Below are 25,059 nucleotides of genomic sequence, written 5' to 3' on the forward strand. Positions count from 1 at the left end.
GCTCGGCGTGGCCGCAATCTCCTTCGAACGCGAGCACGGCGGCAACACCGTGGTGGTGACCGGCCAGCGCCGGCTTCCGCGCCGGCGGCCCGACGCCGTGCTCAGGCCGGCGGCCCGACGCCGAATGGGTCCCGCTCAGCGCACGCCGAGCAGGTCCACCACGAAGACGAGCGTCTCGTTCGGCTTGATGACGCCGCCCGCGCCCCGGGCGCCGTAGCCCAGGTGCGGCGGGATGGTGAGCTTGCGCCGGCCGCCCACCTTCATGCCCACGACGCCCTGGTCCCAGCCGGCGATGACCTGGCCGCCGCCGAGCGGGAACTCGAACGTCTCGCCCCGGTTCCACGAGGCGTCGAACTCACGGCCGTTCGAGTGGGCCACGCCCACGTAGTGCACGCTCACCAGTTGACCCGGGCGGGCCTCCGGGCCGTCGCCGACGGTGATGTCCTCGACCACCAGATCGGCGGGCGGGGCGCCCTCGATCGGGCCGACCTCGGGCTTGTCCATGAACGGTCTCCTCGGATGCTGACTGTGTGGTCACCGTCGATCCTGCCGGATCGCGACCGGCCGATACGCGCCGGTCCCCGCACACCGGCGTGGCGGGGACACGAGAGGGGGGCGGGCGCCGCCTGTCGGCGACGCCCGCCCCGGGGCGAGCTGCTTCACTTCAGCCAGGGCAGACGCTGGACCAGGGGGAGCTTCGCCCAGATCCGGCCGAGGCCGAGGGTGTTGCCGGCGCCCACGAGGGCCAGGCCGGCCAGCAGGCCCGCGTAGATGAGGTGGTCGTCCATGAAGGGGTTGTTCGCCGGGGGCAGCACGGCCGTCCACATCAGGACCAGGAGCAGTCCACCGGCGACGGCGGCGAGCCGGATGCCGATGCCGAGCATCAGCGCGACACCGATGCCGAGCAGGCCGAGCATGAACAGCCAGTCCGCCCAGGCCGCGCCGGCGATGTTCTGGTAGAAGCCGGCGAACGGTCCCTCGACGGCGTGGCCGAGGAAGCCCTTGGTCGGGCTGCCACCGTTGATCCAGGCGCCCTTCGCCGGGGTCTCGTGGCCGAGGCCGAACATCTTGTCGAGGAAGGCCCAGAGGAAGATCCAGCCCAGGGCGAGCCGCAGACCGGCCCACACGTACCGGGTGGCCTTCTGGCGGGTGGTCTCGGTGTGCGCCGCCGGAGCGGTGGTGACGGCGGGGGTCCGCTTGACGGCGGGGGTCCGCTCGATTGTCGCGGTCATGGTGTCCACGTCCCTTCCTGTGCCTCGCACCGCGCTTCCCGGTGGCACATTCATTCCACCGCCGCGCCGCGTCCGGGAGCAGGGCCGAGCGGTGCCCTCGTGACCGGGTCATTGGTCCCGTCCGTACCCGGTCCGGTCGGCCCCTCGCAGCCGGTCTGGTGCCCCTGACCAGGGCGTACGCCGGCCGCCTACCGTCGCAGGTGAAAGGCCGGCACGAGGAGGTCGTGATGAGGACGTGGCAGGTTACCGACGTGATGACCAGGGACGTCGCCACGGTGACGGAGGAGACCCCGTACCGCGAGGTCGTCGACGTGCTGGTGCGGCAGCGGATCAGCGGCGTGCCGGTGGTGGACTCGTTCCGCCGGGTGCTGGGGGTGATCTCCGAGGCGGACCTGCTGCACAAGGTGGAGCGGTCCGGCCACCCGGACGAGCGGCGGGTCTTCGAGGGGCGGCGCCGCCGTACCGCGCGGGAGAAGGCGGGCGCGCTGGTGGCCCGGGACCTGATGACCGCCCCCGCGGTCACCACCCACGAGCGGGCCTCGCTCGCGGCGACCGCCCGGCTGATGGACCACGAGGCGGTCAAGCGGCTCCCGGTGCTGGACGACCTGGGCCGGCTCGCCGGCATCGTCACCCGCGGTGACCTGCTGCGCGTGCACCTGCGCACCGACGCGGAGATCCGCGAGGACGTGGTGCACGAGGTGCTGCGCCGGGTGCTGTCGGTCCGCGACGGCCTGGTCACGGTGCAGGTCCGCGGCGGCGAGGTCACCATGGACGGACGGCTGGACCGGCGCAGCGCCGTCGAGCTGGCCGGCCGCCTCGCCGCTCAGGTCGCCGGCGTGGTCACGGTGCACAACACGATCGGGTACGACGTGGACGACACCACGCTGATGGAGCTGGACCCGGTGCACGCCACCCCTGTCGCCTGAGCGCCACCACCGCGGGCCCCGCCGGTCAGGTGGGGCCCCCGGTGGTGTGCGCGAGCTGGGCGGCGAGCAGTGCCGGGGCCTCGGCCAGCGACGGGCCGTACCAGGTGAGGTGCCGGCCGGACACCAGCGCCGCCGGCACCCCGGGGAACGCCTCCGGCCCGTCGTCGGCGGTGAACCGGTACGGCTCGTCGGGCAGCACCACCAGCTCCGGCGCGCGGGCGCGCAACTCGGCCAGGCTCGGCCGGGGATAGCGTTCCGGGTCGTCGGCCCAGCCGTTGCGGACGCCGAGCCGGGCCAGCACGTCCCCGGCGAACGTGTCCCGCCCCAGCACCACCCACGGACGCCGCCACACCGGCACCACGGCGGTGCGGACGAGCCCCGGCCCGGGCAGCGCGGCCCAGGCGCGGCGGGCCTCCCGCAGCCACCCCGGCTCGCCCGGCTCGCCCGGCTCGCCCAGCGCGACGGCCAGCTCACCGAGCTGGTCGAGGGCCTCCGGCACGGTACGCGGGAAGGTGACCCGCACCGGCACCCCGGCCGCCCGCAGCGCCTCGGCGTCGGCCAGCCGGTTCTCCTCCTCGTTGAGCAGCACCAGATCCGGCGCCAGCGCGAGCACCCGGTCCAGGTCCGGGTACTTCGTGCCGCCGACCCGGGCGACGTCCAGCCCGGCCGGATGGGTGCACCAGTCGGTCGCACCGACCAGCACCTCCGGGCGGGTGGCCGCGACCGCCTCGGTCAGCGACGGCACCAGCGACACCACCCGCACCGCGCGTCCTCCCTCGTACCGTCAGCGGGCCGGCGCGGCCACGGCGTCGGCGTTCTCCGGCGGCAGACCCGCCACCGGCACGCCCTTGCGGACCGCCCAGTCCACCGCCGCGCGCAGGTCCGACGTGGGCAGCGGCCGCCGGGTGGTCACCCCGACCGCCGCGTGCACCGTGTACGCCATGAACGGGTACGACCGGGCCAGCGCGCCGATCGCGTCGTGCAGCCGGCGTACCACCTCCAGCGCTGCTGGTTCGTCGAGTCCCGGCAGGAGGAGCTGGAACTCGTTCTCGGTGACGCGCAGCGCGCGGTCGACCGGCCGCAGCGCGGCGGTGACCGCGGTGAGCACGGCATGTCCCTCCCGGGCGACGCCGCGGCGGCCGAAGCGTTCCGGTGAGCCGGGCGGCGCGTCCACCCGCAGGCCGACGAGCGCCACCGGCAGCGTGCCGGAGGCGGTCACCCCGTCGGCGCCGGACCAGCGGGCCAGGCCGGGCTCGTCCAGCATCGCCTCGGCCGGCTCGGCCGGCCGGCTGTTCCGGTCGCCGCGGCGGGCCAGCAGCCGCAGCGCCGCCTCGGCGCGTGGTTCGCCCGGGCCGGCCGGGATGTCCCGTACCCGGGCGATCGCCTCGTCCAGCGCCGTGCGTGCCGCGGCGGGCAGCCGCTCGGCGAGCTGTTCGCGCAGCCGGATCGCCTCGTGCAGCGCCTCGTCGCGGCGGAAACCCCAGCGCCCCTCGAACAGCCGGCCTGACTCCAGCGTCGGCGCGGGCGCCACCTCGGCCCGGTCGTGCGCGACGACTGCGGCGCCGAACCGGGGACTCAGCACCACCACCGTCCACTCCCGGGCCAGCGCCTCGGCCTCGTCCAGCGCCACGCCGTAGGCGCCCTCGGGCAGGTCGGGGGGCGGTCCGCCGACCATCGCCACCACCGTCGCGGCGGCGCGGCCGGCGATGCGCCGGTAGACCTCGCGCTCCCGGGCGAAGTACGGCAGCCGCTGGAACAGCGCGAGCACGACGAGCGGGCCGTCCTCGGCCTCGGCGAGCGCCGCGCGTTCGATGGCGTGGGAGACGGCGACGAGACTGCGTTTGGTGAACTGTTCCAGGGTCCGTCCGCTGTGCACGGGCAGAGCCTAGAGGGACGAGCGCGGCAGCGCACCGGTCGACCGGACCGGCCGCGCCGCACCCGCCTACACTCGGGCGTCGACCGGACGAGGGGGATCGGGGCGAGATGACGAGCACAGGCAGCGTGACCGCCTCCTGGCTGCGGCCGATCCCGCCCGGCGCCGCGCCCCACCTGGTCCGCGCGGGCCACCTCGGCCATGCCGGGCGGCGGCTCGGCGACCTGGTGCAGGGCCGCCCGCCGGGGGTCACCGGCAGCCAGTGGAGCGCCGCCGGGCGGGCATCGCTGGACCTGGTGGTCTGCGCCGCCGGCACCGGGCTGCCGCGCTTCGCCGTGCGGTTCACCGCGCCCGCCCCGGACGGATCGCCCGCCCGGCGGGCCGAACGGCTGACCGACGCGGTCTGCGCCGCCGTCGGCCTGCCGCTGTTGCGCGTCGAGTCGCCGACGCTGGGCGGCACGGAGCAGGTCCGCCGGTTCGTCGAGTACGTGCTCGACGCGCGCGCCTACGCCGACGGCACCGACCCGGACGGCGGCGACGCGGTCGGCTTCCGGGACATCATCGGCCGGCTGCCGGACGGCCGGCGCGGACCGGTGAACGACCTCGGCGCGCTGGCCCGGGCCGAGGCGGTCGAGGCGTACGTGGCGGGCCGGATCGCCGACCCGATTCTGCGCGGCCTGCACGTGCGCTGGACCGACGGTCCGGCGGAGGGCTGGGCCTGGGCCGAGGTGCGGCCCGGTCACTGCCTGCTGGAGCGGGTCCGGCTGACCGCGCGCGGCCTGGACTGCGGCGTCGACCCGGGCCGGCTCGCCGAGGATCTGGCCGTGGTGGCGCTGGGGGAGCGGCTGCGTGACCTCGGGGGCAACGCGCCGGCCCTGCTGGAGCGCGCCGAACTGCGGGGGCGGGTACGCGCGCTGGCCGCCCGGCGGGACTCCTTCGACGGCGGATTCGCCTTCGACCACCTCTGCGCCGACTGAAACCGTCCGCGCCCGCGCGGGCACGGCGACTTTCGATTTTTTTCCGATCTCCGGTTGAACCTTCGCCGACGGCGCTCCGTACCTCATCGGGAATGGACGCAGATCTTCCCCGCCGCGCCCGGACGGCGCGGAGACGGTGCGGAAAGGGCATCGTCGGCCATTGACGCGCGACTCAGCGTCGCAGTGATCTCACACCCCGAATTCGTCGGTCCGCCGGGATCACCAGTCAACTACCGGATCGAGAAGGAGAGCAATTCGATGCGCAGGTCCACACGGGCGCGCCGGTCATCCGGTAACGCGCGGAGCAAGCGGATGCTGGCGGTGGTCGGCACGCTCGCGGTCTTCGGCGGCATCGTCGCCGTCACCCAGATCTCGTCCGCCCAGGACCGGCGGACGACCACCCGCGCGGCCTCGGCGTCCTGCGTGCCCGCGAGCCCGGGGGCGACCGCCCCGGACGGTCAGGGCAGCACCACCCGTACCTGGCAGAACGGCCGTTGGGTCCGCAACCACTGGGGTGACGGTCAGATGTCGCCGGCCGAGTGCCAGCAGACCACAGCCGGTGGCGCCGGCGCCGGCACCCCGACGGTGGCCTGCCCGGACGTCCGGAGCCGGCTGCCGCAGGTGCCGGGCCAGGCCCGGGCCGAGGTGGACCGCACCCTGGCGCTGCTGGAGAGCCAGATCGCCGAGGCGAACCGGCGGCTCGCGGCGGAGGGCCGCAACGGCGGCGAGTTCATCAACAACGCGATCCTGGGCCCGCTGGCGGACAAGCGGACCGCGGCGCTCAACCGGATCGCCACCGCGATCGGCCGGGTGGCCCAGCGTCCGCAGGGTCTGGAGCAGTTCGCCCGGTGCGCGGTGAGCGACACCCCGCGTAACGGCGGCCAGAACGGTGGCGGCCAGAACGGCGGTGGCCAGAACGGCGGGAACAACGGTGCCGGCCAGAACGGTGGCGGCAACAACGGCGGGAACAACAATGGCGGCGGCCAGAACAACGGCGGCGCCAACGGCCTGAACGTGCTCGCCAAGGACTGCTCCGGCAGTCAGCTCCAGGCGCACGACGGTTTCCAGAACGGCAACCGCTGCGTGAGCACCGCGTTCGGTGAGGTGGGCGCCGCGGCGAACAACCCCTCGCTGCTGATCACGCAGTTCCCGAACCAGGTGCGGCGCAACCAGCCGTTCACGCTGCGGGTGACCACCAGGAACCTGGTGCGGGACCGCTTCCTCGCCGCCGGCCAGGGCGGCTACTACCTGGAGAGCTCGCTGCTCAACGGCCAGGGCCTGGTACGCGGCCACTTCCACACCGCCTGCCGGATGTTGGGCAGCACCCGGCAGCCTCCGAACCCCCAGGACGTGCCGGCGTTCTTCGTCGCCACCGAGGACGGCCGGGGCGGCAACCAGCCGGACGACGTGCTGATCCAGATTCCGGGCCTCGCGCAGTCGGGCCTGGCGCAGTGCGCGGTCTGGGCCGGTGACGGCTCGCACCGCATTCCGATGATGGAGCGGGCGAACCAGACCCCGGCCATCGACGTGGTGCGCATCCGGGTCAACTGAGCGGACGAACGGCCGCGGCCGTCCGGGGACTACTCCGGGCGGCCGCGGCCGTTCCCGCATAAGGCTCGATGGGAGATGCCCCGGAGGAAATTTCATGCCGGTGGTATCCGGCCGGATGAAGAACGTCGACGACAGAAAGCCGACCGGGGCCATGCCGATTTCTCAGCGTGACCCCGGGATGCCCGACGGTGAGCCGGTGGTGCTCAGCGGTTCTTGTACGCCTCGACCACCGACACCGGGATGCGCCCGCGCTCGGAAATCTCGAACCCGTTCTTGGCGGCCCATTCCCGGATGGCACGGTTCTGCTCGCGATCCATTCCCGAGGTGCTCGGCCGGGTCGCGCGACGGGCGCCCCGGGTGACCTCGGTCCCGCCCCGGCTGATTCGCCGGCCAGCGCTGATGTACGGATCCAGGGCCTTACGCAGGACGCCCGCGTTCTCGTCGGAGACGTCGATCGTGTACGCCACGCCGTCCAGGCTGAACTCGACGGTCCGATCGGCCTTTCCGCCGTCGAGGTCGTCGGTCAGAACAGTGATTACTTTCCTTGCCATCGCCATTACTCCCTGTGTCGGGCGGGGTGTGGCTAAGAGTTTGACCTACCGTGCGGTAATTCCGCAAGAATAGCCGGTCGTTTCCATTCGCCGGGTCGCGGTAAACGGTGCCGCGATTGGGTGCCCGGCCCGCGGGTGCGACCCTCGGGCGTGGCCTGGGTCACAACCCGGAACAAGGGACACGTTTTGTTACTTGAGCCAAACACGCTCAACCAACGTGATGGCAGGTGTTCGATGGCAACTCTTCCGGTACTTCCGCTGACCGACGCCGTCCTGCTGCCCGGGATGGTCATCCCGGTGACCCTCGACCCGACCACCCAGGCCGCCGTCGACGCGGCCCGCGCCACCGGCGACAAGGAACTCCTGGCCGTACCCCGCATCGACGGCGAGTACGGCTCCGTCGGCGTGGTCGCGACGATCGAGAAGGTGGGCCGGCTGCCCAGCGGCGAACCCGCAGCGGTCATCCGCGGCCTCGCCCGCGCCCGCATCGGCTCCGGCGTACCCGGCCCCGGCGCCGCGCTCTGGGTCGAGGCGACCGCACTCGACGAACCCGCCCCGGCGGGCCGCGCCCGGGAACTCGCCCGCGAGTACCGCGCGCTCATGACGTCGGTGCTCCAGCAGCGCGGCGCCTGGCAGGTGATCGACGCGATGGAGCGGATGACCGACCTGTCCGAGCTGGCCGACTCGGCCGGCTACGCGCCCTGGCTCAGCCTGACGCAGAAGACCGAACTGCTCGCCGCCCCGGACGTCACCGCCCGGCTGGAACTGCTCGTCGGCTGGGTGCGGGAGCACCTGGCCGAGCAGGAGGTCACCGAGCAGATCAACAGCGACGTCCGCGAGGGGCTGGAGAAGTCCCAGCGCGAGTTCCTGCTCCGCCAGCAGCTCGCCGCGATCCGCAAGGAACTCGGCGAGGACGAGCCGGACGGCTCCGCCGACTACCGATCCCGGGTGGAGGCCGCCGACCTGCCGGAGAAGGTACGCGAGGCGGCGCTGCGCGAGGTCGGCAAGCTGGAGCGGGCCAGCGACGCCTCACCCGAGGCGGGCTGGATCCGAACCTGGCTGGACACCGTCCTGGAGATGCCGTGGAACACGCGTACCCAGGACAACACGGACCTGGCCGCGGCGCGGGCCGTGCTCGACGCCGACCACGCCGGCCTGGCCGACGTGAAGGACCGCATCCTGGAGTACCTCGCGGTGCGCAACCGGCGCGCGGAGCGCAACCTCGGCGTGGTCGGCGGACGCGGCTCCGGCGCGGTGCTGGCCCTGGCCGGCCCGCCCGGTGTCGGCAAGACCAGCCTCGGTGAGTCGGTCGCCCGGGCGCTGGGCCGCACCTTCGTCCGTGTGTCCCTCGGCGGGGTCCGGGACGAGGCGGAGATCCGCGGTCACCGGCGCACCTACGTCGGCGCGCTGCCGGGCCGGATCGTGCGGGCGCTGCGCGAGGCGGGCTCGATGAACCCGGTCGTGCTGCTCGACGAGGTCGACAAGCTGGCCGCCGGCTACGCCGGCGACCCGGCGGCGGCCCTGCTGGAGGTGCTCGACCCGGCGCAGAACCACACGTTCCGGGACCACTACCTGGAGGTCGACCTCGACCTGTCCGACGTGCTGTTCCTGGCCACCGCCAACGTGGTCGAGGCGATCCCCGGCCCGCTGCTGGACCGGATGGAGCTGGTCGCGCTGGACGGCTACACCGAGGACGAGAAGGTCGCCATCGCCCGCGACCACCTGCTGCCCCGGCAGCGGGAACGGGCCGGGCTGACCGCCGAGGAGGTCACAGTCGCCGACGAGGCACTGGCGCTGATCGCGGGCGAGTACACCCGGGAGGCGGGCGTCCGGCAGCTCGAACGGGCCCTCGCGAAGATCCTGCGCAAGGTGGCCGTCGCGCTCGCCGACGACCCCGCGCCGGTGCGCGTGGACGCCGGGAACCTGGCCCGCTACCTGGGCCGGCCGAAGTTCACCCCGGAGTCGGCCGAACGCACCGCCGTGCCCGGCGTGGCGACCGGCCTGGCCGTCACCGGCGCCGGTGGCGACGTGCTGTTCGTCGAGGCCACCACCATGGAGGGCGAGCCCGGGCTCACGCTCACCGGCCAGCTCGGCGACGTGATGAAGGAGTCCGCGCACATCGCGTGGTCGTACCTGCGGTCGAACGGCCGGCGCTACGGCCTGGACCCGAACGCGCTGGCCGGGCGGCGGATCCACCTGCACGTCCCGGCGGGCGCGGTGCCCAAGGACGGCCCGAGCGCCGGTATCACCATGGTGACCGCGCTGGCCTCACTGGTGACCGGCCGGCCGGTGCGGCCCGAGTTCGGGATGACCGGCGAGGTGACGCTCTCCGGCCGGGTGCTGCCGATCGGCGGGGTCAAGCAGAAGCTGCTCGCCGCGCACCGGGCCGGTCTCACCGAGGTGATCATCCCGAAGCGCAACGAGCCGGACCTGGACGACCTGCCGGCGCAGGTGCGGGAGGCGCTGACCGTGCACACGCTGTCCGACGTGGCGGACGTGCTCGCGCTGGCGCTGCGCCCGGCCGAGATCGGCACGGAGCCGGTGGACGGACCGGCGCTCGCCGCCGTCTGAGGCACCACCACCGCCCCGGCCACCGAATGGCGGCCGGGGCGGCGCCGTGCCGCCGGCCGGGGCGCGCTCAGTGGCGGTCGCGCCGCTCGTAGCCCCGGTCGCGGCGCTCGCCCGGGCCGTCGCCGTCCCGGTCCCGGCGTACGGTCGCCTTGCGGCCCTTGATGGTCGTGCCGCGCAGCCCGGCGATGATCTCGTCAGCCACCCCCTGCGGCACCTCGACCAGGGAGAACCGGTCGGCGATCTCGATCGAGCCGATGTCCCGGCCACTGATCCGGGTCTCCCCGGTGATCGCGCCGACCAGGTCCTGCGGCCGTACCCCGGCCCGCCGGCCCAGCCCGATGAAGACCTGCGTGGTGCCACCGGTACGCGGGCGGCCCGGACCCCGGCGCTCGCCCCGCCCACCGGCCTCCGGCCGGCCCTCGCGCGGGCCCCGGACCGGAACCTGCGGGATCTCCTCCTCGTCGTCCGAGCCCGGCGAGGTCGCCTCGTGCGCCAGCTTCACCGCCGCCAGCGCCACCTCGACCAGGTCGAACTCGTCGGTCAGCGACTCCACGATCGCCCGGTACGGGTCGAGGTCGTCCTCCAGCAGGCTCTCCCGCAGCGCGGCCTGGGTCAGCTCCAGCCGCCGCGTACGCATGTCCGCCACCGTCGGGATCTTGTCGATGGTGATGCGCTGCCCGGTGACCCGCTCGATGGTCTTGAGCATCCGGTGCTCACGCGGCTCGGCGAGCGTGATCGCCACACCCTCCCGTCCGGCCCGGCCCACCCGGCCGATCCGGTGCACGTACGACTCCGGCGCCGACGGCACGTCGTAGTTGACCACGTGCGTGAGCTGCTCGACGTCCAGCCCGCGGGCGGCCACGTCGGTGGCGACCAGCAGGTCCGCCGTGCCGGAGCGCAGCCGGCCCATCACCCGGTCCCGCTGCTCCTGGCTCATCCCGCCGTGCAGCGCCTCGGCCCGGTAGCCCCGGCCGTTCATCGTCTCGGTGAGCCGGTCCACCTCCTCGCGGCTGCGGCAGAACACGATCGCCGCGGTGGGCGACTCCACGTCCAGCACCCGGCCCAGCGCGGCCGGCTTGTGCCCCCGGGCCACGATGTACGCGCTCTGCCGTACCCGGGGCGCCTCCCCGGCGACCTGCCGCTCCCGCTCGATCCGGATGCGGACCGGATCGGTCAGGTGCTTGCGGGCCAGCCCGTCGATGCGGGCCGGCATGGTGGCCGAGAACAGCACGGTCTGCCGGCCGGCCGGGGCGTGCTCCAGGATCGCCTCGATGTCCTCGGCGAAGCCCATGTCGAGCATCTCGTCGGCCTCGTCCAGCACCACCGTGGCCAGCGCGCCCAGCCGCAGCGTGCCCCGGGCGATGTGGTCCAGCGCCCGGCCCGGCGTCGCGACCACCACGTCCACCCCGTGGTCCAGCGCGCGCAACTGCCGCCCGATCGGCTGCCCGCCGTAGATCGGCAGCACCCGGGCGCCCAGGTCCTTGCCGTAGCGGTGGAACGCCTCGGAGACCTGCACGGCCAGCTCCCGGGTCGGCACCAGCACCAGCGACACCGGGTCGCCCTCGGCCCGTCCCACAGGCATCCGCTGCAACAGCGGCAGCGCGAACGCGGCGGTCTTGCCCGTACCGGTGGCCGCCTGGCCCAGCAGATCCTGACCGGCCAGCAACGGGGGGATGGCCTCCCGCTGGATCGGCGTCGGTTCCTCGTAGCCGAGCGCGGACAGCGCGCCGAGCAATTCGGTGCGCAGCCCGAGATCGGCGAAGGCGAAGGTGTCCTCGGCGTCGGCGGTAACGGCGGGGTCGGTCGGGGTCGGTGCGGCGCTCATGCGACAAGCTTTTCATCACCGCCGCGCGCCGGTCGCGGCGACCGGGCAAACGTTCGCCGCGCCACCCGGCCGCCGCCCGATCCCGGTGACCCGGCGTGACCCCGTGCCCCCGCCGGGTCACCGGGCCAGGGCGGCCAGCAGCGTGGTGAGGCCCACCCCGACGTCGATCACGGCGCACCACAGCGCGTACCCGCGCGGCACCACCGTGCCGGTGCGGTGGTGCCAGGCGTCCCAGGCCGCGTGGACGAGCCAGCCCACCCCGACGATCACTCCGGCGAGGCCGGCGGACGCGACTGTGGCCACGACCGCCAGGCCGCTCCACACGCCCGCGCCGGCGAGCTGCGCCACCAGCGCGCGCCGGTCTCCCCACTGCCGCCGCCCGGTGCCGATCAGCAGGTAGCCGGCCGGCAGGACCAGCAGCGTCCACGGCGCGAAGACGGTGGGCGCGAACCACATGTCCACCGTCATGAGCAGCGCCACCACGGCCGGCCACCCGCGCGCCACGGCCGCCGTGACCGGATTGCGGCGGGGCGGCGCGGCGGGCGTGTGCCGGTGCCGCAGCGCCACCAGCAGCATCGCCGGCACCATCAGCAGGTGGCCGCCGAGCAGCAGCGTGTCGTCCCCGGCCCACCCGGCCCACCAGGGCGGGAGCAGCAGCAGGAACGGCACGTACATGGCGGCCGACATCTCCGCGGTGGCGGCCCGGCCGTCCCCCCGGTACCACATCCACGCGGCCATGCCCGCCGCCATGTTCGTCGCCATGACCAGCGCGCCCACGTCCGGCCGCGCCAGCACCGCCGCGCCGCCCAGCAGGTCCGCGCCCACCCGCCACAACGGCCCGAGCAGCAGCATCCCGGCCACCATCGCCACCACCATCCCGGCGAGGTGCCGGGTCCGCGCCCACCCGGCCCACCGCCGGGGTACGACCACAGTCATCTCCGTCATGCCCCGACCCTGCCGCCGCCCGGCGCACCGGAGAAGGCACGTCAGTCATCGGGAAACCGTGCGGACCGCACGGTCCGGCCGTGACATCTCCTCCGGGTGGGCGGGCCGGTGCACGCCCTAGGATCGGCGGGCATGAGCGTCGATCCGGCGGACCACCGGCTGCGCCGGGCCCGGCGGGTCACGCTGCTGTCGCTGGCCACCAACGCGTGGACCACGGTGTTGCTGCCCGCCGTCGGCCTGGCCCGCGAACCCGACCCGGTACGCGTCGCGCTCGGCGTGGCCGGGCTGCTCGGGTTCACCGCCGCCCAGATCGCGGTGCTGCACGCCGCCGTCACGCCGTGGCTGCCCGTACCGGCCCGTCGCCGCCGGCACGCCGCGCTCACCGTGGCGGCGCTGCTCAGCCTGCCGCTGCTCGGCCCGGTCGCGGCCGGAACCTGGCCCACCTGGGCGTGGCTGGGGGCGTCCCTGGTCGGCATGACGCCGCTGCTGTTCCGGCCCGCGGTCGCGGCGGTGGCGGCGGCTGGTGTGCTCGCGCTCTCCGCCGCCGTCACCTGGGCGGCGGGTGGGTCGGTGCTCACGGCGCTGCCGGTCACCGGCGTGGTGGGCGCCGGGATCGCCGCGCTCACCTGGGTCCAGGTCTGGTTCTGGGACCTGCTCGTCGAGGCCCGGCAGGGGCAGGCCGCCCAGGCGCGGCTCGCCGCCGCCGAGGAACGGCTGCGCTTCGCCCGGGACGTACACGATCTGCTCGGCCACGACCTCACAGTGATCGCGCTCAAGGCCGAGCTGGCGGAGCGGCTGGCGCCGCGCGACGCCGCCCGGGCCGCCCGGGAGGCGGCGGAGGCGCGGCGGCTCGCCGCGACGGCGCTGACCCGGGTACGCGCGGCGGTGCACGGCTACCGCGCCGTCGACCTGGCCGAGCAGGCCGCGGCGGTGGGGGAGGTGCTGCGCTCCAGTGGCGTACGCACGACAGTGGTGCCGCCGGACGGTGCGGTGCCCGCGCCGGTCGCCGCCGACCTGGCGGCCGTGCTGCGCGAAGCCGGGACCAACGTGCTGCGGCACAGCCGGGCCGGCTGGTGCCGGATCGAGATCATCCGGGAGGACGGCGTGGTGACACTCACCGTACGCAATGACGGCGTCCGTGCCGACGACGGCCCGGACCGGCTCAGCGGCGGCCTGCGCGGGCTGGCCGACCGGCTCGCCCCGGCCGGCGGCCGGGTCCGGGCCGAGGCCGCCGACGGCGTGTTCAGCCTGGTGGCGACAGTGCCGGTGACGCCGTGATCCGGGTGCTGCTGGCCGACGACGAGGAGCTGATCCGGCTCGCCCTGGCCGCGCTGCTCGACCTGGAACCGGACATCGAGGTGGTCGCGCACGCCCGCGACGGGCGCGGCGCCCTGGACGCCGCGCTGGCCCACCGCCCGGACGTCGCCGTGCTCGACCTGGAGATGCCGCCGCCCGGCGGTGTGGAGGTCGCCGCCGAGCTGACCCGGGCGCTGCCCGGCTGCGCCCCGGTGATCCTCACCGGACACGGCCGCCCCGCTCAGCTCCGCCCGGCGCTCGCCGCCGGGGTACGCGGGTTCCTCGCCAAGGGCGCCCCCGGCGGCGCGCTGGCCGACGTGATCCGCCGGGTGCACGCCGGCGCCCGCTACGTCGACCCCGCGCTCGCGGCCGACGCGCTCACCCTGCCCGAGTGCCCGCTGACGCCGCGTGAGCTGGAGACCCTCCGGCTGGCCGAGCTGGGCACCCCGGTCGCGGTGATCGCCCGGCGGACCCACCTGGCCGCCGGCACTGTCCGCAACCACCTGAGCGCCTGCGTGCAGAAGCTCGGCGCGGCCGACCGGGCCGAGGCGGTACGGCGGGCGCGCGAGGCCGGCTGGCTCTGACGTACGGGGCGTCGCGCGCGGTCGCCGGCGACTAGCCTGATCACGTGCGGACGGTCGAACTGCTCTGCGCTCCCCAACTGGAAGCGGCGGTTCGCGCTGCCTGGGACCGGCTCGCCGCCGCCGGGCTGCCCAGCCTGGCCCGCAACACGCACCAGACGAACCGGCCGCACCTGACGCTCGCCTCGGTCGAGGAGTTCCCGCCCGGCGCCGAGCAGCGCCTGGCCGACCTGTGCGACGCGGCGCTGCCGCTGCCGGTGCGGCTGGGCCGGGTGACGGTGCTCGACGGCAGCGCGCCGCTGGTGTGGCTGGTCCGGCCGACGCCGCAGCTCGTCGCGTTGCACGGTGCGGTCTGGGACGTGCTCGCCGAGGCGCCCGGCGGGCACTCGTGGCACCGTCCCGGCCGGTGGGTGCCGCACCTGAGCCTGGCGCTGCGGTTCGGCGCGGCGGACCGGCGCCGCGCCCGGGCGGTCGCCGGGGCCCACCCGCCGGCCGGTGCGTTCGTGGCGGCGCGCAGCTACGACGGCGACACCCGCACGGTCAGCGAGCTGACCACCGCCTGCCCGCGTTCCGGCGGCTGAGCCGGGGCCGCCCCCTCACGTGAGGGGACGGCCCGGGACGTCAGCGGTGGAAGCGCAGGTATTCGAACTCGGCGATCACCGCTGGTGTCGCACCGCCGTGCGCCACCAGCCCGATCCGCGGCGTCGTGCCGGCCGGGAACGCCCACACCGCGCCCCACGTCCAGCGCCTGCCGTCGCGGCTGGACCCGGCCCGGAACTCGTGCTCGCCGTTGACCGGGTCGATCCGGTGGGCCAGCCGCAGCCAGGTCGTGGTGCCCGGGGTGCCGACGATGCTGCCGCCGTACACGGGCTGCCCGGCGAAGGGCAGCTCGTAGCCGTACTCGACCTGCCGGGTGTTCCAGATCGCCACCTGGGTCAGCCGGGCGAACCGGTCGTCGTCGACGTACGCGACCAGGCCCGCCTGCTGGTAGTTGCGGACGCTGTCCTCGCCCAGGTCGAGCGTCACCTTGGTCTCGGCGACGTAGTTGCCGGCCGGCGCGTCGCGCAGCAGCACCGAGGCGGTGTTGCCGGTGCCGGACAGGTCGGCGTCCTGCACCGGCCAGCGCAACGCGCCGCCGCTCACCGTGGCGCCCGGGTCCTGGCGGACCCACGCCCAGGCCGGGTCGAGGCCGGCGGTGAACTCGTCGGAGAAGCCGCGCAGCACCGGGCCGACCCGGGGGTCGGGGACGGTGTGCCGGGCCGGACGGTACAGCCGGACGGCGCTGACGTTGTCGAACTCGGCCGGGCCGGCCTCGGCGCGCACTGACAGCTCACCGGCGCCGGGGCGGGGGAGCCGCGCGGTCACCCGGGCGACCGGGTCGCCGAGGCGGGACGGGCTCAGCGTGGCGACGAGTTGCCGCCCGCGTACCTCGATCGCGAGGTTGTGCCGGTCGCGCAGGTCGAGGCCGGCGGGCAGCGCGGTGGACGCGGCGCCCGCCGTGAGCCGGCCGCGCCCGACGCGGACGTCCACGCCGTGCAGCCGCAGCCCGGCGGTGGCCGCGCCGGTCAGCCGCAGGTCGGTCTCCACCCGCAGGTCACCGCCGATGCGGGTACGCCAGGTGAGCGTGCCGCTGCCGGTCAGCACCCCGCCGGTGGCCTGCCAGCGGCCGCGCTCGGCCCGCCAGCCCCGCAGGTCTCCGGTGGCGAACCGGGCGTCGACCGGCCCGGTGGTGACCGGCGCGGGCCGGGCGGCGACGGAGGGACCGGCGCCCGCGTTCACGGTGGGCCATCCGTCGACCCAGTCGAGGCGGTCCAGCAGCATCGGCCGCTCGTTGACGCCGAACGGCTCGTCCAGGTACGGGTCGGCGCGGTCGATCGCGTGGTAGGCGATCCAGTCCTGCCCGGACAGGTCGGTGAGCACCGCGTTGTGCCCGGTGCCGATCCAGCGGTTGCCGTTCTGGGTGAGCACGGGCGTGCCGCCGGCCCGGGACACGTCGAGGCGCTGCCCGTCCCGGTCGGTGAACGGGCCGCGCGGGTCACGGGACCGGCCGACCTGGACGGAGTAGCCGGTGGCCGGGCCGGCGCAGCAGTTCGCGGTCGACGCGAACAGGTAGTACCAGCCGTCGCGGCGCAGCACGTACGCGCCCTCGAACTTGTTGTCGATCGCGACCGGTGTCGGCGTGCCGACCGCGCGCAGCCCGTCCGGCGACAGCTCGGTGACCGAGACGCCGCCGTAGTAGCTGCCGTAGTAGAGCCAGTGCCGGCCGTCGGCGCCGGTGAGCTGGCTCGGGTCGATCGTCCACAGGTATCCGCCGCCCGCGCCGGGTCGCGGCGCGACCACTGGCGTGTCGGCGAAGGTCCACGGTCCCGCCGGGCTCGGCGCGGTGGCCACGCCGACGGCGGTGTCGAACGTGTCGTCGGAGACGCCTGTGTCGGTGACAGTCACGTACATGACCCAGCGGCCGGCCACCCGCCGCACGTCCGGCGCCCAGAACGCGGCACCGGGCGCGGCGTAGGCGGGCCGCTGGTCCGGGGCGAACGCGTCGCCCACGAAGGACCAGTCGACCAGGTCGGCCGAACGCGCGATCGGCACCCGGTGCGCCAGGCCTTCGCCCTCGCGCAGCGGGTCGGAGGTGCCGAAGGCGTACCAGAGCCCGTCGTCGCCGCGCACCACGACCGGGTCGGCGAAGGTGTCGGCGAACCCGGCGGAGACCGGGTTGCGGTAGCGGTCGGGCCCGGCGGCGGACGCGGGGGCCGCGCCGGCGAGCAGGAGCGTGAGTACGGCGGCGAGCGCGCCACCGCGGCGGAGGTGTCCCATCGGGCCTGCCCTCGGGGATAGACGGAGGTGCCGGTGCCACCGTTTCTACAACGTTGGAGAGACTGCTGTAAAGAACCCGGGACCGTTCGGCGCGGCCCGAACCGTGCCCGTGTCAGCATGGGCCGATGACCATCGGTGCCGACGGACGCGGACTCGCCGGGTTCGCCGCGCTGCTCGCCGACCCCACCCGGGCCGGTTTCTGCCTCGCCCTGCTCGACGGCCGGGCCTGGACCGCCGGGGAACTGGCCCGCGCCGCCGGGGTGGCCGCGTCCACCGCCAGCGACCACCTCACCCGGCTCGTGGCCGGCGGCCTGCTCGTCGAGCAGCGGCAGGGCCGTCACCGGTACGTCCGCCTCGCCGACCCGGCCGTCGCGCAGCTCGTCGAGGACCTGGCCGCGCGGGCGCCCGCACCGGCGACCCCGCCCCGCACGTTGCGCGCCGCGTCGGCCGGGACCGCCCTGGCGTACGCCCGCACCTGCTACGACCACCTGGCCGGGCGGCTCGGCGTGCTGCTGCACGACGCCTTGCTCGCCCGTGGCGTGCTCGACCGCTCCGGCGGGCTGGCGCTCACCGGCGCGGGAGTGGCCTGGCTGGACCGTCTCGGCGTGCCTGTCGAACCGCTGCGCGCGACCCGGCGTCCGCTGGTCCGCGACTGCCTGGACTGGACCGAGCGGCGCCCGCACCTGGCCGGCGCGGTCGGCGCGGCGCTGTGCGGACGCTTCCTCGACCTCGGCTGGACCGTGCGCGGCACCGGCCGGGCGGTACGCCTCACCCCGGCCGGGCGCGACGCGCTGGCCGACACGCTCGGGCTCGACCCGGCGCTGCTGGCCCCGCCCGCCTCCCGCGACACCGGCCCGGCGCGCGCCTGACCTGGGCCCGGTCGCGCCCGCGCGGATCGTTCGGTCCGGACCGAACCGTTCCCGCCCTACGGTCGGGCGATGGATCTACCGACCATCCCTGCTGCCCCGGGGACCCCGCCCTGCGGACCCCCGACGCTCGGCGACGACGGCTGGGTGGTCACCCGGCACGCCGACGTCCTCGCCGCCCTGACCGACAGCCGCTGCGTGGTGCCGCCCGTCCCGGACGGGCCGGCGGGCACCCTCGCGTGGCTGCGCGCCTCGGTGAGCCGGTTCAGCCCGCCGGGCCGGCACGCCGCGCGACGAGCCGTCGGGGTGGCGGCACTTGATGCCCTGGACCCCGGGGAACTCCGCCGCGCCGCCGAGCGGCTGACCGAGCGGATCCTCGACCGTCCGAGCGAGGAGAACATGACCCCGGCTCGGCGCGTACCCCTGCTGGTGCTCGCCGAACGGCTCGGCCTGGCCGACCCGGCGGCGGCCGCCACGGAGGTGGTGGCGGTGGCGGCCGCATACCACCCGGGCGCCGATCCGGCGGCCGCGCGGCGGGCGGACCGGGCGGTGGCGGCGCTGCTCGCCCTGTCGCCGCAGGCACCTGCGGAGGTGACCGCGAACCGACTCGGCCTGCTCGTGCAGGCCGCCGACGCCACCGCCGGGCTGATCGACGCCGCCGTCCGGCACGGACGGGCCGCGCCGGACGGGCTCGCCACGGCCATGCTGCTCGCCGAGGTGCTGCGGCTGGACCCACCGGTACGGCTCACCCGCCGGGTCGCCGCCGACGCGCTGAGCCTGGGCGGCCGGGCGGTGCGGGCGGGCGACCGGCTGCTGCTGCGGTTCGACGCGGCGAACCGTGATCCAGCTGTCTTCCCGGACCCGGACCGGTTCCGGGCCGGCCCGGCCGGCCCGGTACTGACCTTCGGCGCCGGTCCGCGCGGCTGCCCGGGGGAGCGGCACGCGCTCGCTCTGGCGACCGGCGTGGTCGACGTGCTGCGCCGCGCCTCCCGCACGCTCATCGAGGGGAGCCGGCGATGACCGACAGGTACCGCGCGTTCCGGGAGCTGCACCGGCCCGGTGACCCGCTGCTGCTGCCGAACGCCTGGGACCACGCCTCCGCCGCGGCACTCGCCGCCAGAGGGCATCCGGCGATCGGCACGACCAGCCTCGGCGTGGCGGCAGCCGCCGGCCGCCCGGACGCCGTCCGGGCCACCCGTGCCGAGACGCTGGAGCTGGCGTACCGGCTGCGGGACCTGCCGGCGCTGCTGACGGTGGACGTCGAGGACGGCTTCCACGACGACCCGGCGGAGGTGGCGCGCTTCGTCGGCGAGCTGGCCGCCCTCGGCGTGGTCGGCGTGAACCTGGAGGACGGCCGCCCGGACGGGCACCTGGCCCCGGCGGAGCACGTGGCCGCCGTGATCGCGGCGGTCCGCGCCGCCGTGCCGGAGATGGTCGTCAACGCCCGCACCGACGCCTGGTGGCTGGACGTGCCGTCACCGCTGGACGAGGCACTCCGGCGGGCGGCGGTGTTCCGGGCGGCCGGCGCGGACTGCCTGTTCGTGCCGGGCGCACCCGACGACCTGGTCGGTGTGCTCGCCGCCGGGGCCGGGTTGCCGCTGAACGTGCTGTACCGGACGGGCGGCCCGGACCTGGCCGCCCTCGGGCGGCTCGGCGTGGCCCGGGTCAGCACCGGCTCGCTGCTGTTCCGGGCCGCCCTCGGCGCGGCGCTGCACCTGGCCGACGCGATAGGCGCCGGGCGCGACCCGCGCCTGCCCGCTCCGCCCGGGTACGAGGAGGTGCAGTCCCTGGCCCGGCCGTTCGCCACCTGATCGGGCACCTTCGGGGCGGATGCGAGGATTGCCGCCTCTCGCCTGATTACGGTGTGTGAAAGCCCAATCACGCCGTGTCCTGACCGAGAGGGGACGGAGACCATGCGAGTGCCCAGCCGCAGCCCCGGTCGCCAGCCCGGTCCCGCAGCCACACCCACCGCCCCCGCCCGGCGGGTGCCCGCCGCCGGGCGGCACGGCGGCGCCGCGCCGGACCTGGCCGCGTACCGGGCGGCGGTTGCGGATCTCCTGGTCGAGGTGGGCGCGCTCGCCGACGCGCCGTCGGCCACCGCCCGTCAGGTGCTGCTCGACCAGCGGCTGCGCGAGCCGGCCATCGCCGCCGTCCTCGACGCCACCCCGCAGGGCCTGATCGGCGCCCGGGAGACGCTGCTGCTGGAGATGGCCCGCTACCAGCCCAACGCGCGCAGCTCCGCGCAGGACCTCACCGCGCTGGTCCGGATCTACCTGCTCTCCCGCGTGGACGTGCTCTGGTGGCGGGACAGCCCGACGTTCCTCACCGACGACCAGGTGCGCACCAGCACCGAACTGGTCGACCTGGAGTGGCTGCGCCGCCGCGGCCTGCTCGAATTCCGCTACCAGGAGCAGCCCGCCACAGTGGTGGGGCGCGGGCTGCGGGCCCTCCGGCGGCGGCTGCGCCCGGACGCCACACCGCGTACCGCCGGGCTGCTGTTCCGCCGGGCCCGCCGCGAGATGATCGCCTTCCTCAACGACCTGGCCCGGGAGTTCACCGCCGTCGCGCCCGACAGCACGCCGCCGCTCTGGGTGACCAGCCTGGCCCGCAGCGCCGAACACCAGTACCGGCTGCGCCGCCTCGGGTACGCGGCGATGGTGCCCAGCGGCCACTGCCTCGGCTGGGCCGCCGACGTCGAACTGGAGTGGTACGACCGCTTCGGCGCCCGCCCCGCGCTCGCCGGGCTGCTGCTGGCCCGCCAGGACGCGGGCGAGGTGAACGTGGTCGACGAGGGACAGGCGTGGCACGTCTGTCTCGCCCCGGCCGCCCGCCGCCGCTACCGGCGCGCGTACGAGGCCGAGATGGGGGTGTGACCCGTGTGCGGCATCGCGCTGAGCATCGGCCCCGACGCCGACCCGGCCACCTTCCGGCGGATGCTCGCCGCGCTCGCGCCGCGCGGTGAGGTCACCGAGACCCGGCAGGAGAACGGCCTGCTCGCCGGCGTACGGCGGCTGAGGATCGTGGACCGGGACCGGTCCGTCCAGCCGTGGATGTCACCCGACGAGCGGCACCTGCTCTGCTTCAACGGCGAGATCTTCAACCACCACGAGCTGCGCGCCGAGCTGACCCGGCTCGGGCAGGAGTTCCGCACCCGCGGCGACACCGAGGTGGTGCTCGCGGCGTTCCGCCAGTGGGGCGAGAACGCGGTACGCCGGCTGCGCGGCGAGTACGCGTTCGTGATCGTCGAGCGGGACAGCGGCCGGACGTACCTGGCCCGCGACCCGCTCGGCGTCAAGCCGCTGTACTGGTCCCGCCTGCCCGGGTGCCTGCACCTCGCCTCCGAGGTCAAGGCGCTGGTCGGGCACGGGGCGCCGATCGGCGAGGTGGCGCCCGGCCACCACGGCTGGGTCGAGCCCGGCCGCCCGGTCCGGCTGGGCCCGCACGTCGACCTGCTCACCCTCGGCGACGGCCTGCCGGTGATCGACGACCCGGAGGAAGCGGCCCTGCTGGTCCGCGTCGCGCTCACCGACGCGATGCGCGCCCGGCTGGACACCGACCTCACCGTCGGCGTGGTGCTCTCCGGCGGCCTGGACAGCTCGCTGGCACTGCTGCACGCCCGGGAACTGCACCCGGACTGCGTGGCCGTCACCATCGGTGTGCCGGAGAGCCCGGACGTCGCGTACGCCCGGCGGCTCGCCGCCGACCTCGGCGTACCGCACGAGGTGATCGAGCTGCGTCCGCGTGACATCCGGCTGGCCGACGTCCGCGAGGCGATCCGGATCTCCGAGCTGACCGAGTACGGCGACATCATCAACGCGGTCGTCTCGGTGCCGATCTTCCGGCGGCTGCGCGAGATGGGCGTCCGGGTGGTGCTCACCGGCGACGGCTCGGACGAGCTGTTCGGCGGCTACCCGATGTACCACCGGGTCGGACCGGAGCGGTCCCGGCGGCTGTTCCTGCACAAGATCCGCAACCTCTGCCGGACCGAGCTGCAACGGGTGGACCGGGCCAGCATGGCGCACGGCGTGGAGGCGCGGGTCCCGTTCCTCGACCTCAGCGTCGTCGAGCTGGCCATGCGGCTGCCACTGGACGTGAAACTGCGCGACGGCCAGGAGAAGTGGATCGTCCGGCGGGCCTTCGCCGACCTGCTGCCCTCCTACGTCCGGCAGCGGCCGAAGAACCCGATGTCGTACTCGTCCGGGCTGCACGAACGCGCCCGCCTCTACAAGCCGCTGTTCGCCCGGCTACACCGCTCGTTCGGCTACGACCTGCTGGAACCGGTCCGCCGGGACTTCGACAGCGTGCTCACCCGCTGCGGCAACGACCTCGACCGGGCCATCGCCGAGGGCATCGCCCGGCCCGACTACACGGTGCTGGAACACGCCCGCGACCTGGTCGGCGCGGCCCGCTGGAACGCCGCCCCGATGGTCCGCCGGCTGGTCAATCCGCGCCGCACCCGAGGCGACGAGGCGCCGCTGCCCGGGTGAGCCGGCGCGGCCCCGGTGGCGGGCCGCTGCGCCGGCGACCGCTGGGTCAGCGCCGCAGGTCCACGTCGGCGGCGACGCCGGAGACCGGGTCCATGCAGTGCACGGTCGGGCCCGGACGCAACCGGGCGTCCGAGGCGTACCGCCGGGCCAGCTCCCGCTCGGCGGCGGCGTCGCCGCGGTCGGCGGCCACCAGCAGCGCGGCGACCTCGTCGACGAGCGTGAGGTCGGCGCCGGTCAGGTCCTCGGTCATCGCCCCGAAACCGTCCCAGAGCAGCACCTCGTCCTTGTGCCGGTGGGCCAGTTCCAGCAGCACGTAGTCGTGGACGAGCCAGTCGCCCCGGATCGGCAGTGACGGGTCGACGCCGTAGGTGTCCGGGTCGACCCGGCCCGCCCGGTACGCCAGCCACACCCGGGCCGCCGACTCGAAGTGCCCCGCCTCCGGGTCGATGTCGTAGCCGTCGAACCCCCGGTCGTCCGCCGGGTCCAGCTCGGGGTCGGACCAGACCCAGCGCTCGCCGTCCCACCACTCGGCGAGCACGTGGTCGTGGTGCCAGCCGGGCACGAAGTAGCTCGCGAACCCGACCCGGCTGCGGGCCGGGATCCCGTGGCGGCGCAGCGCCGCGACGGTGAACAGTGCGTGGTCGCGGCAGCAGCCGGCGACCCGCTCGGCGGCCGGGCGCGCGGCGGTCAGCGGCAGCGGGAACCGGGACCGGTCGGTGTCGAGGATGCGGTCCAGCCAGCGCAGGTTCACCTCGGCCTGGCGGACGGCCGGCAGCTCCACGCCGCCCGCGCGGTAGTGGACGATCACGTTGCGGGCGGTCGCCGCGACGGTGGGCAGGTCGGCCGGCACGGCGTCGAGCAGCGCCGCGTGATGGCGAGGATCGCTGTAGGGGGAGTGGGCGCGGTAGTCATCGATGTCCATCCGGCAATTCTCGGCGCGGGATGCGGCCGACGGGTGCCCGCTCGGCGCTCAATCTCACGACATCCGAATGCCAAGTCCGATCACCGCCAGCGCCGCGGTCCGGGCCGCGCCAGGCTGGGACCGTGACGACCACCCGTACCGCGTTCCGGATCCGCCCGCTGCCCGCCGGGACGCTCGCCGAGCTGCGCCGCACCGGCCGCGACGCCAGCGGGCAGCCGCCCGAGCACCGGCGCGCCACCGGCGGCGAGCCGCTGCGCTGTTGCCTGCGCGACGCCCGGCCCGACGAGGCGCTGCTGCTGTTCGGGTACGCCCCGCCGCTGCCGCCGAGCCCGTACCGCGAGGTGGGGCCGGTGTTCGCGCACGCCGCCGCCTGCGCCGGCCCGGACGACGTGACGGCGTACCCGTCCCAGTGGCGCGGACGGGAGCAGGTGCTGCGCGCGTACGACAGCAGGGGCCGCATCGTGGGCGGACGGCGACACGACGGCGGCGACCCGGAGGCGGTGATCGCGGAGCTGTTCGCCGACCCGGCGGTGAACCAGCTGCACAGCCGCAACGTGGTGTACGGCTGCTGGATGTTCGCTGTCGTGCGGAGCTGACCGGGTCCCGGATGGACATCGGCGCACGCCTCTTCTAGCGTCGCTGTCATGCGGAGGACCCTCATCGCCGGCGGGCTCGCGCTGCTTCTGCTCGCCACGGCCTGCGGGGAGGACAGCCCGCCCGGCCCGCCGGCCACGGCCGGCTCGCCGACCGCCTCACGGCAGGACCCGGGGCAGGTCGAGCGGACCCTGGCCAGCCTCCGCAAGATCGACGATCTGCCGATGTACGAGATGACGTACGACGGCGACTACGACCCCACCGCCGGGCTGGCCGGGTCGACGCCGCCGAGCCCGTTCGGCTGCTCGCTGTTCGCCGCGCTCGCCGACCGGGAGCGCCCGCTGTTCGCCCGCAACTTCGACTGGGAGCCGAACCCCGCGCTGGTGCTGCGCACCGACCCGCCGGACGGGTACGCCTCGATCTCCCTCGTCGACATCTCCTACCTGGGTGTCTCCGCCGACCCGACGGGGGACCGGCGGCTGCTGGACGCGCCGCTGCTGCCGTTCGACGGCATGAACGAGCGGGGTCTCGCGGTGGGGCTGGCCGCCGACGACGGGGCACGCGCCGAGCCGGTGCCCGGACTCCCGAAGGTCGGCTCGGTGCGCATCCTGCGCCTGGTGCTCGACTCCGCTGCCACAGTGGACGAGGCGGTCGCCGTGTTCCGGCGCTACAACCTCGACTTCGACGGCGGGCCGCCGCTGCACTACCTGCTCGCCGACGCGACGGGCGCGTCGGCGGTGGTGGAGTTCGTCGACGGGAAGATGACGGTGGACCGGCGACAGGGCCCGTGGCAGGCGCTCACCAACGTGCCCGCCGTCGGGGTGCCGGACCGGGAACTGCGTCAGGACCGCAGGTACGGGGTGCTGGCGAAGGAACTGGACCGCACCGGCGGGGTGGTCGACGCGGCCGGCGCGCTGCGGCTGCTGAACGCGGTACGCCAGTCGCACACCCGCTGGTCGGTGACGTACGGGTTGCGCAGCGGCGAGGTGCGGGTGGTGACTGCCGGTGGCGGCACCCGCGACTACCGGCTGCCGATGAGCTGACG

At 75.3% G+C, this 25,059-nt stretch carries 23 protein-coding genes; 14 read left to right on the forward strand and 9 right to left on the reverse strand.

Annotation, left to right across the window (positions count from 1 at the left end):
• Positions 1–135 precede the first annotated feature (135 nt).
• Together AB0C17_RS21045 and AB0C17_RS21050 are read right to left on the reverse strand one after the other, a co-directional pair.
• A complete protein-coding gene (locus AB0C17_RS21045; RefSeq protein WP_018784126.1) occupies positions 136–504 on the reverse strand; it encodes an FKBP-type peptidyl-prolyl cis-trans isomerase in 369 nt (122 codons plus the stop codon).
• Between the two features lie 155 nt (positions 505–659).
• Complete coding sequence (locus AB0C17_RS21050; protein WP_357390401.1) at positions 660–1,232, reverse strand: hypothetical protein; 573 nt, start codon at positions 1,230–1,232, stop codon at positions 660–662.
• A gap of 227 nt (positions 1,233–1,459) precedes the next feature.
• Here AB0C17_RS21050 and AB0C17_RS21055 point away from each other — a divergent pair, with 227 nt between their 5' ends.
• Positions 1,460–2,158: a CBS domain-containing protein gene (locus AB0C17_RS21055; protein WP_357390398.1), complete on the forward strand. Its 699-nt coding sequence runs from the start codon at positions 1,460–1,462 to the stop codon at positions 2,156–2,158.
• A gap of 25 nt (positions 2,159–2,183) precedes the next feature.
• Here AB0C17_RS21055 and AB0C17_RS21060 read toward each other — a convergent pair whose 3' ends face one another.
• Complete coding sequence (locus AB0C17_RS21060; protein ID WP_357479963.1) at positions 2,184–2,921, reverse strand: helical backbone metal receptor; 738 nt, start codon at positions 2,919–2,921, stop codon at positions 2,184–2,186.
• Positions 2,922–2,942: 21 nt separating this feature from the next.
• Positions 2,943–4,034: a DICT sensory domain-containing protein gene (locus AB0C17_RS21065; protein WP_357471287.1), complete on the reverse strand. Its 1,092-nt coding sequence runs from the start codon at positions 4,032–4,034 to the stop codon at positions 2,943–2,945.
• Between the two features lie 107 nt (positions 4,035–4,141).
• Here AB0C17_RS21065 and AB0C17_RS21070 point away from each other — a divergent pair, with 107 nt between their 5' ends.
• Positions 4,142–5,008, forward strand: a complete 867-nt coding sequence (locus AB0C17_RS21070; RefSeq protein ID WP_357471290.1) for a DUF2726 domain-containing protein — start codon at positions 4,142–4,144, stop codon at positions 5,006–5,008.
• Positions 5,009–5,266: 258 nt separating this feature from the next.
• On the forward strand, positions 5,267–6,559 hold the full coding sequence (locus AB0C17_RS21075; RefSeq protein WP_357479965.1) for a hypothetical protein: 1,293 nt from the start codon (positions 5,267–5,269) through the stop codon (positions 6,557–6,559).
• A 203-nt stretch (positions 6,560–6,762) separates the two neighbouring features.
• On the opposite strand, the gene AB0C17_RS21080 is transcribed toward AB0C17_RS21075, so the two are convergent.
• A complete protein-coding gene (locus AB0C17_RS21080; protein ID WP_357390387.1) occupies positions 6,763–7,110 on the reverse strand; it encodes an Lsr2 family protein in 348 nt (115 codons plus the stop codon).
• Between the two features lie 234 nt (positions 7,111–7,344).
• Between AB0C17_RS21080 and lon the strand changes: the two genes are divergently transcribed.
• Positions 7,345–9,681, forward strand: coding sequence for an endopeptidase La (lon, locus tag AB0C17_RS21085; protein WP_357479968.1), 2,337 nt, complete (start codon positions 7,345–7,347; stop codon positions 9,679–9,681).
• A gap of 67 nt (positions 9,682–9,748) precedes the next feature.
• On the opposite strand, the gene AB0C17_RS21090 is transcribed toward lon, so the two are convergent.
• Positions 9,749–11,506, reverse strand: a complete 1,758-nt coding sequence (locus AB0C17_RS21090) for a DEAD/DEAH box helicase (protein WP_357390383.1) — start codon at positions 11,504–11,506, stop codon at positions 9,749–9,751.
• Between the two features lie 117 nt (positions 11,507–11,623).
• Entirely contained in the window at positions 11,624–12,451 is an 828-nt protein-coding gene (locus AB0C17_RS21095; RefSeq protein ID WP_357479971.1) for a DUF6010 family protein, read from the reverse strand.
• A 132-nt stretch (positions 12,452–12,583) separates the two neighbouring features.
• Here AB0C17_RS21095 and AB0C17_RS21100 point away from each other — a divergent pair, with 132 nt between their 5' ends.
• The 3 genes from AB0C17_RS21100 to AB0C17_RS21110 are packed head-to-tail and all read left to right on the forward strand — an operon-like array spanning position 12,584 to position 14,909.
• On the forward strand, positions 12,584–13,729 hold the full coding sequence (locus AB0C17_RS21100; protein WP_357471301.1) for a histidine kinase: 1,146 nt from the start codon (positions 12,584–12,586) through the stop codon (positions 13,727–13,729).
• The gene (locus AB0C17_RS21105; RefSeq protein WP_357471303.1) at positions 13,726–14,331 is read left to right on the forward strand and encodes a response regulator transcription factor; all 606 of its coding nucleotides are present in this window, start codon (positions 13,726–13,728) and stop codon (positions 14,329–14,331) included. The genes AB0C17_RS21100 and AB0C17_RS21105 overlap by 4 nt, the downstream gene beginning before the upstream one ends.
• Positions 14,332–14,375: 44 nt before the next feature.
• A complete protein-coding gene (locus AB0C17_RS21110) occupies positions 14,376–14,909 on the forward strand; it encodes a 2'-5' RNA ligase family protein (RefSeq protein ID WP_357479974.1) in 534 nt (177 codons plus the stop codon).
• 40 nt (positions 14,910–14,949) lie between these two features.
• On the opposite strand, the gene AB0C17_RS21115 is transcribed toward AB0C17_RS21110, so the two are convergent.
• Entirely contained in the window at positions 14,950–17,145 is a 2,196-nt protein-coding gene (locus AB0C17_RS21115; RefSeq protein WP_357479977.1) for a family 43 glycosylhydrolase, read from the reverse strand.
• 125 nt (positions 17,146–17,270) lie between these two features.
• Between AB0C17_RS21115 and AB0C17_RS21120 the strand changes: the two genes are divergently transcribed.
• From AB0C17_RS21120 to AB0C17_RS21140, 5 genes are all read left to right on the forward strand, one after another.
• On the forward strand, positions 17,271–18,014 hold the full coding sequence (locus AB0C17_RS21120; RefSeq protein ID WP_357479979.1) for a winged helix-turn-helix domain-containing protein: 744 nt from the start codon (positions 17,271–17,273) through the stop codon (positions 18,012–18,014).
• Between the two features lie 69 nt (positions 18,015–18,083).
• Positions 18,084–19,031, forward strand: coding sequence for a cytochrome P450 (locus AB0C17_RS21125; RefSeq protein WP_357479981.1), 948 nt, complete (start codon positions 18,084–18,086; stop codon positions 19,029–19,031).
• Positions 19,028–19,822, forward strand: coding sequence for an isocitrate lyase/phosphoenolpyruvate mutase family protein (locus AB0C17_RS21130; protein WP_357479984.1), 795 nt, complete (start codon positions 19,028–19,030; stop codon positions 19,820–19,822). Before AB0C17_RS21125 ends, AB0C17_RS21130 begins: the two co-directional genes overlap by 4 nt.
• Before the next feature lie 102 nt (positions 19,823–19,924).
• The gene (locus AB0C17_RS21135; protein ID WP_357479987.1) at positions 19,925–20,884 is read left to right on the forward strand and encodes a hypothetical protein; all 960 of its coding nucleotides are present in this window, start codon (positions 19,925–19,927) and stop codon (positions 20,882–20,884) included.
• A gap of 3 nt (positions 20,885–20,887) precedes the next feature.
• Entirely contained in the window at positions 20,888–22,498 is a 1,611-nt protein-coding gene (locus tag AB0C17_RS21140; protein ID WP_357479990.1) for an asparagine synthase-related protein, read from the forward strand.
• Between the two features lie 46 nt (positions 22,499–22,544).
• Here AB0C17_RS21140 and AB0C17_RS21145 read toward each other — a convergent pair whose 3' ends face one another.
• Entirely contained in the window at positions 22,545–23,420 is an 876-nt protein-coding gene (locus AB0C17_RS21145; RefSeq protein ID WP_357479993.1) for a transglutaminase domain-containing protein, read from the reverse strand.
• A 122-nt stretch (positions 23,421–23,542) separates the two neighbouring features.
• On the opposite strand from AB0C17_RS21145, the gene AB0C17_RS21150 reads away from it, so the two are divergent.
• Entirely contained in the window at positions 23,543–24,016 is a 474-nt protein-coding gene (locus tag AB0C17_RS21150) for a DUF1203 domain-containing protein (RefSeq protein WP_357471326.1), read from the forward strand.
• A 48-nt stretch (positions 24,017–24,064) separates the two neighbouring features.
• Entirely contained in the window at positions 24,065–25,057 is a 993-nt protein-coding gene (locus tag AB0C17_RS21155; protein ID WP_357471329.1) for a carcinine hydrolase/isopenicillin-N N-acyltransferase family protein, read from the forward strand.
• Positions 25,058–25,059: the final 2 nt, after the last annotated feature.

This window comes from Micromonospora sp. NPDC048887 (assembly GCF_040649715.1).
In the GTDB taxonomy this organism is placed as follows: Bacteria; Actinomycetota; Actinomycetes; order Mycobacteriales; family Micromonosporaceae; genus Micromonospora.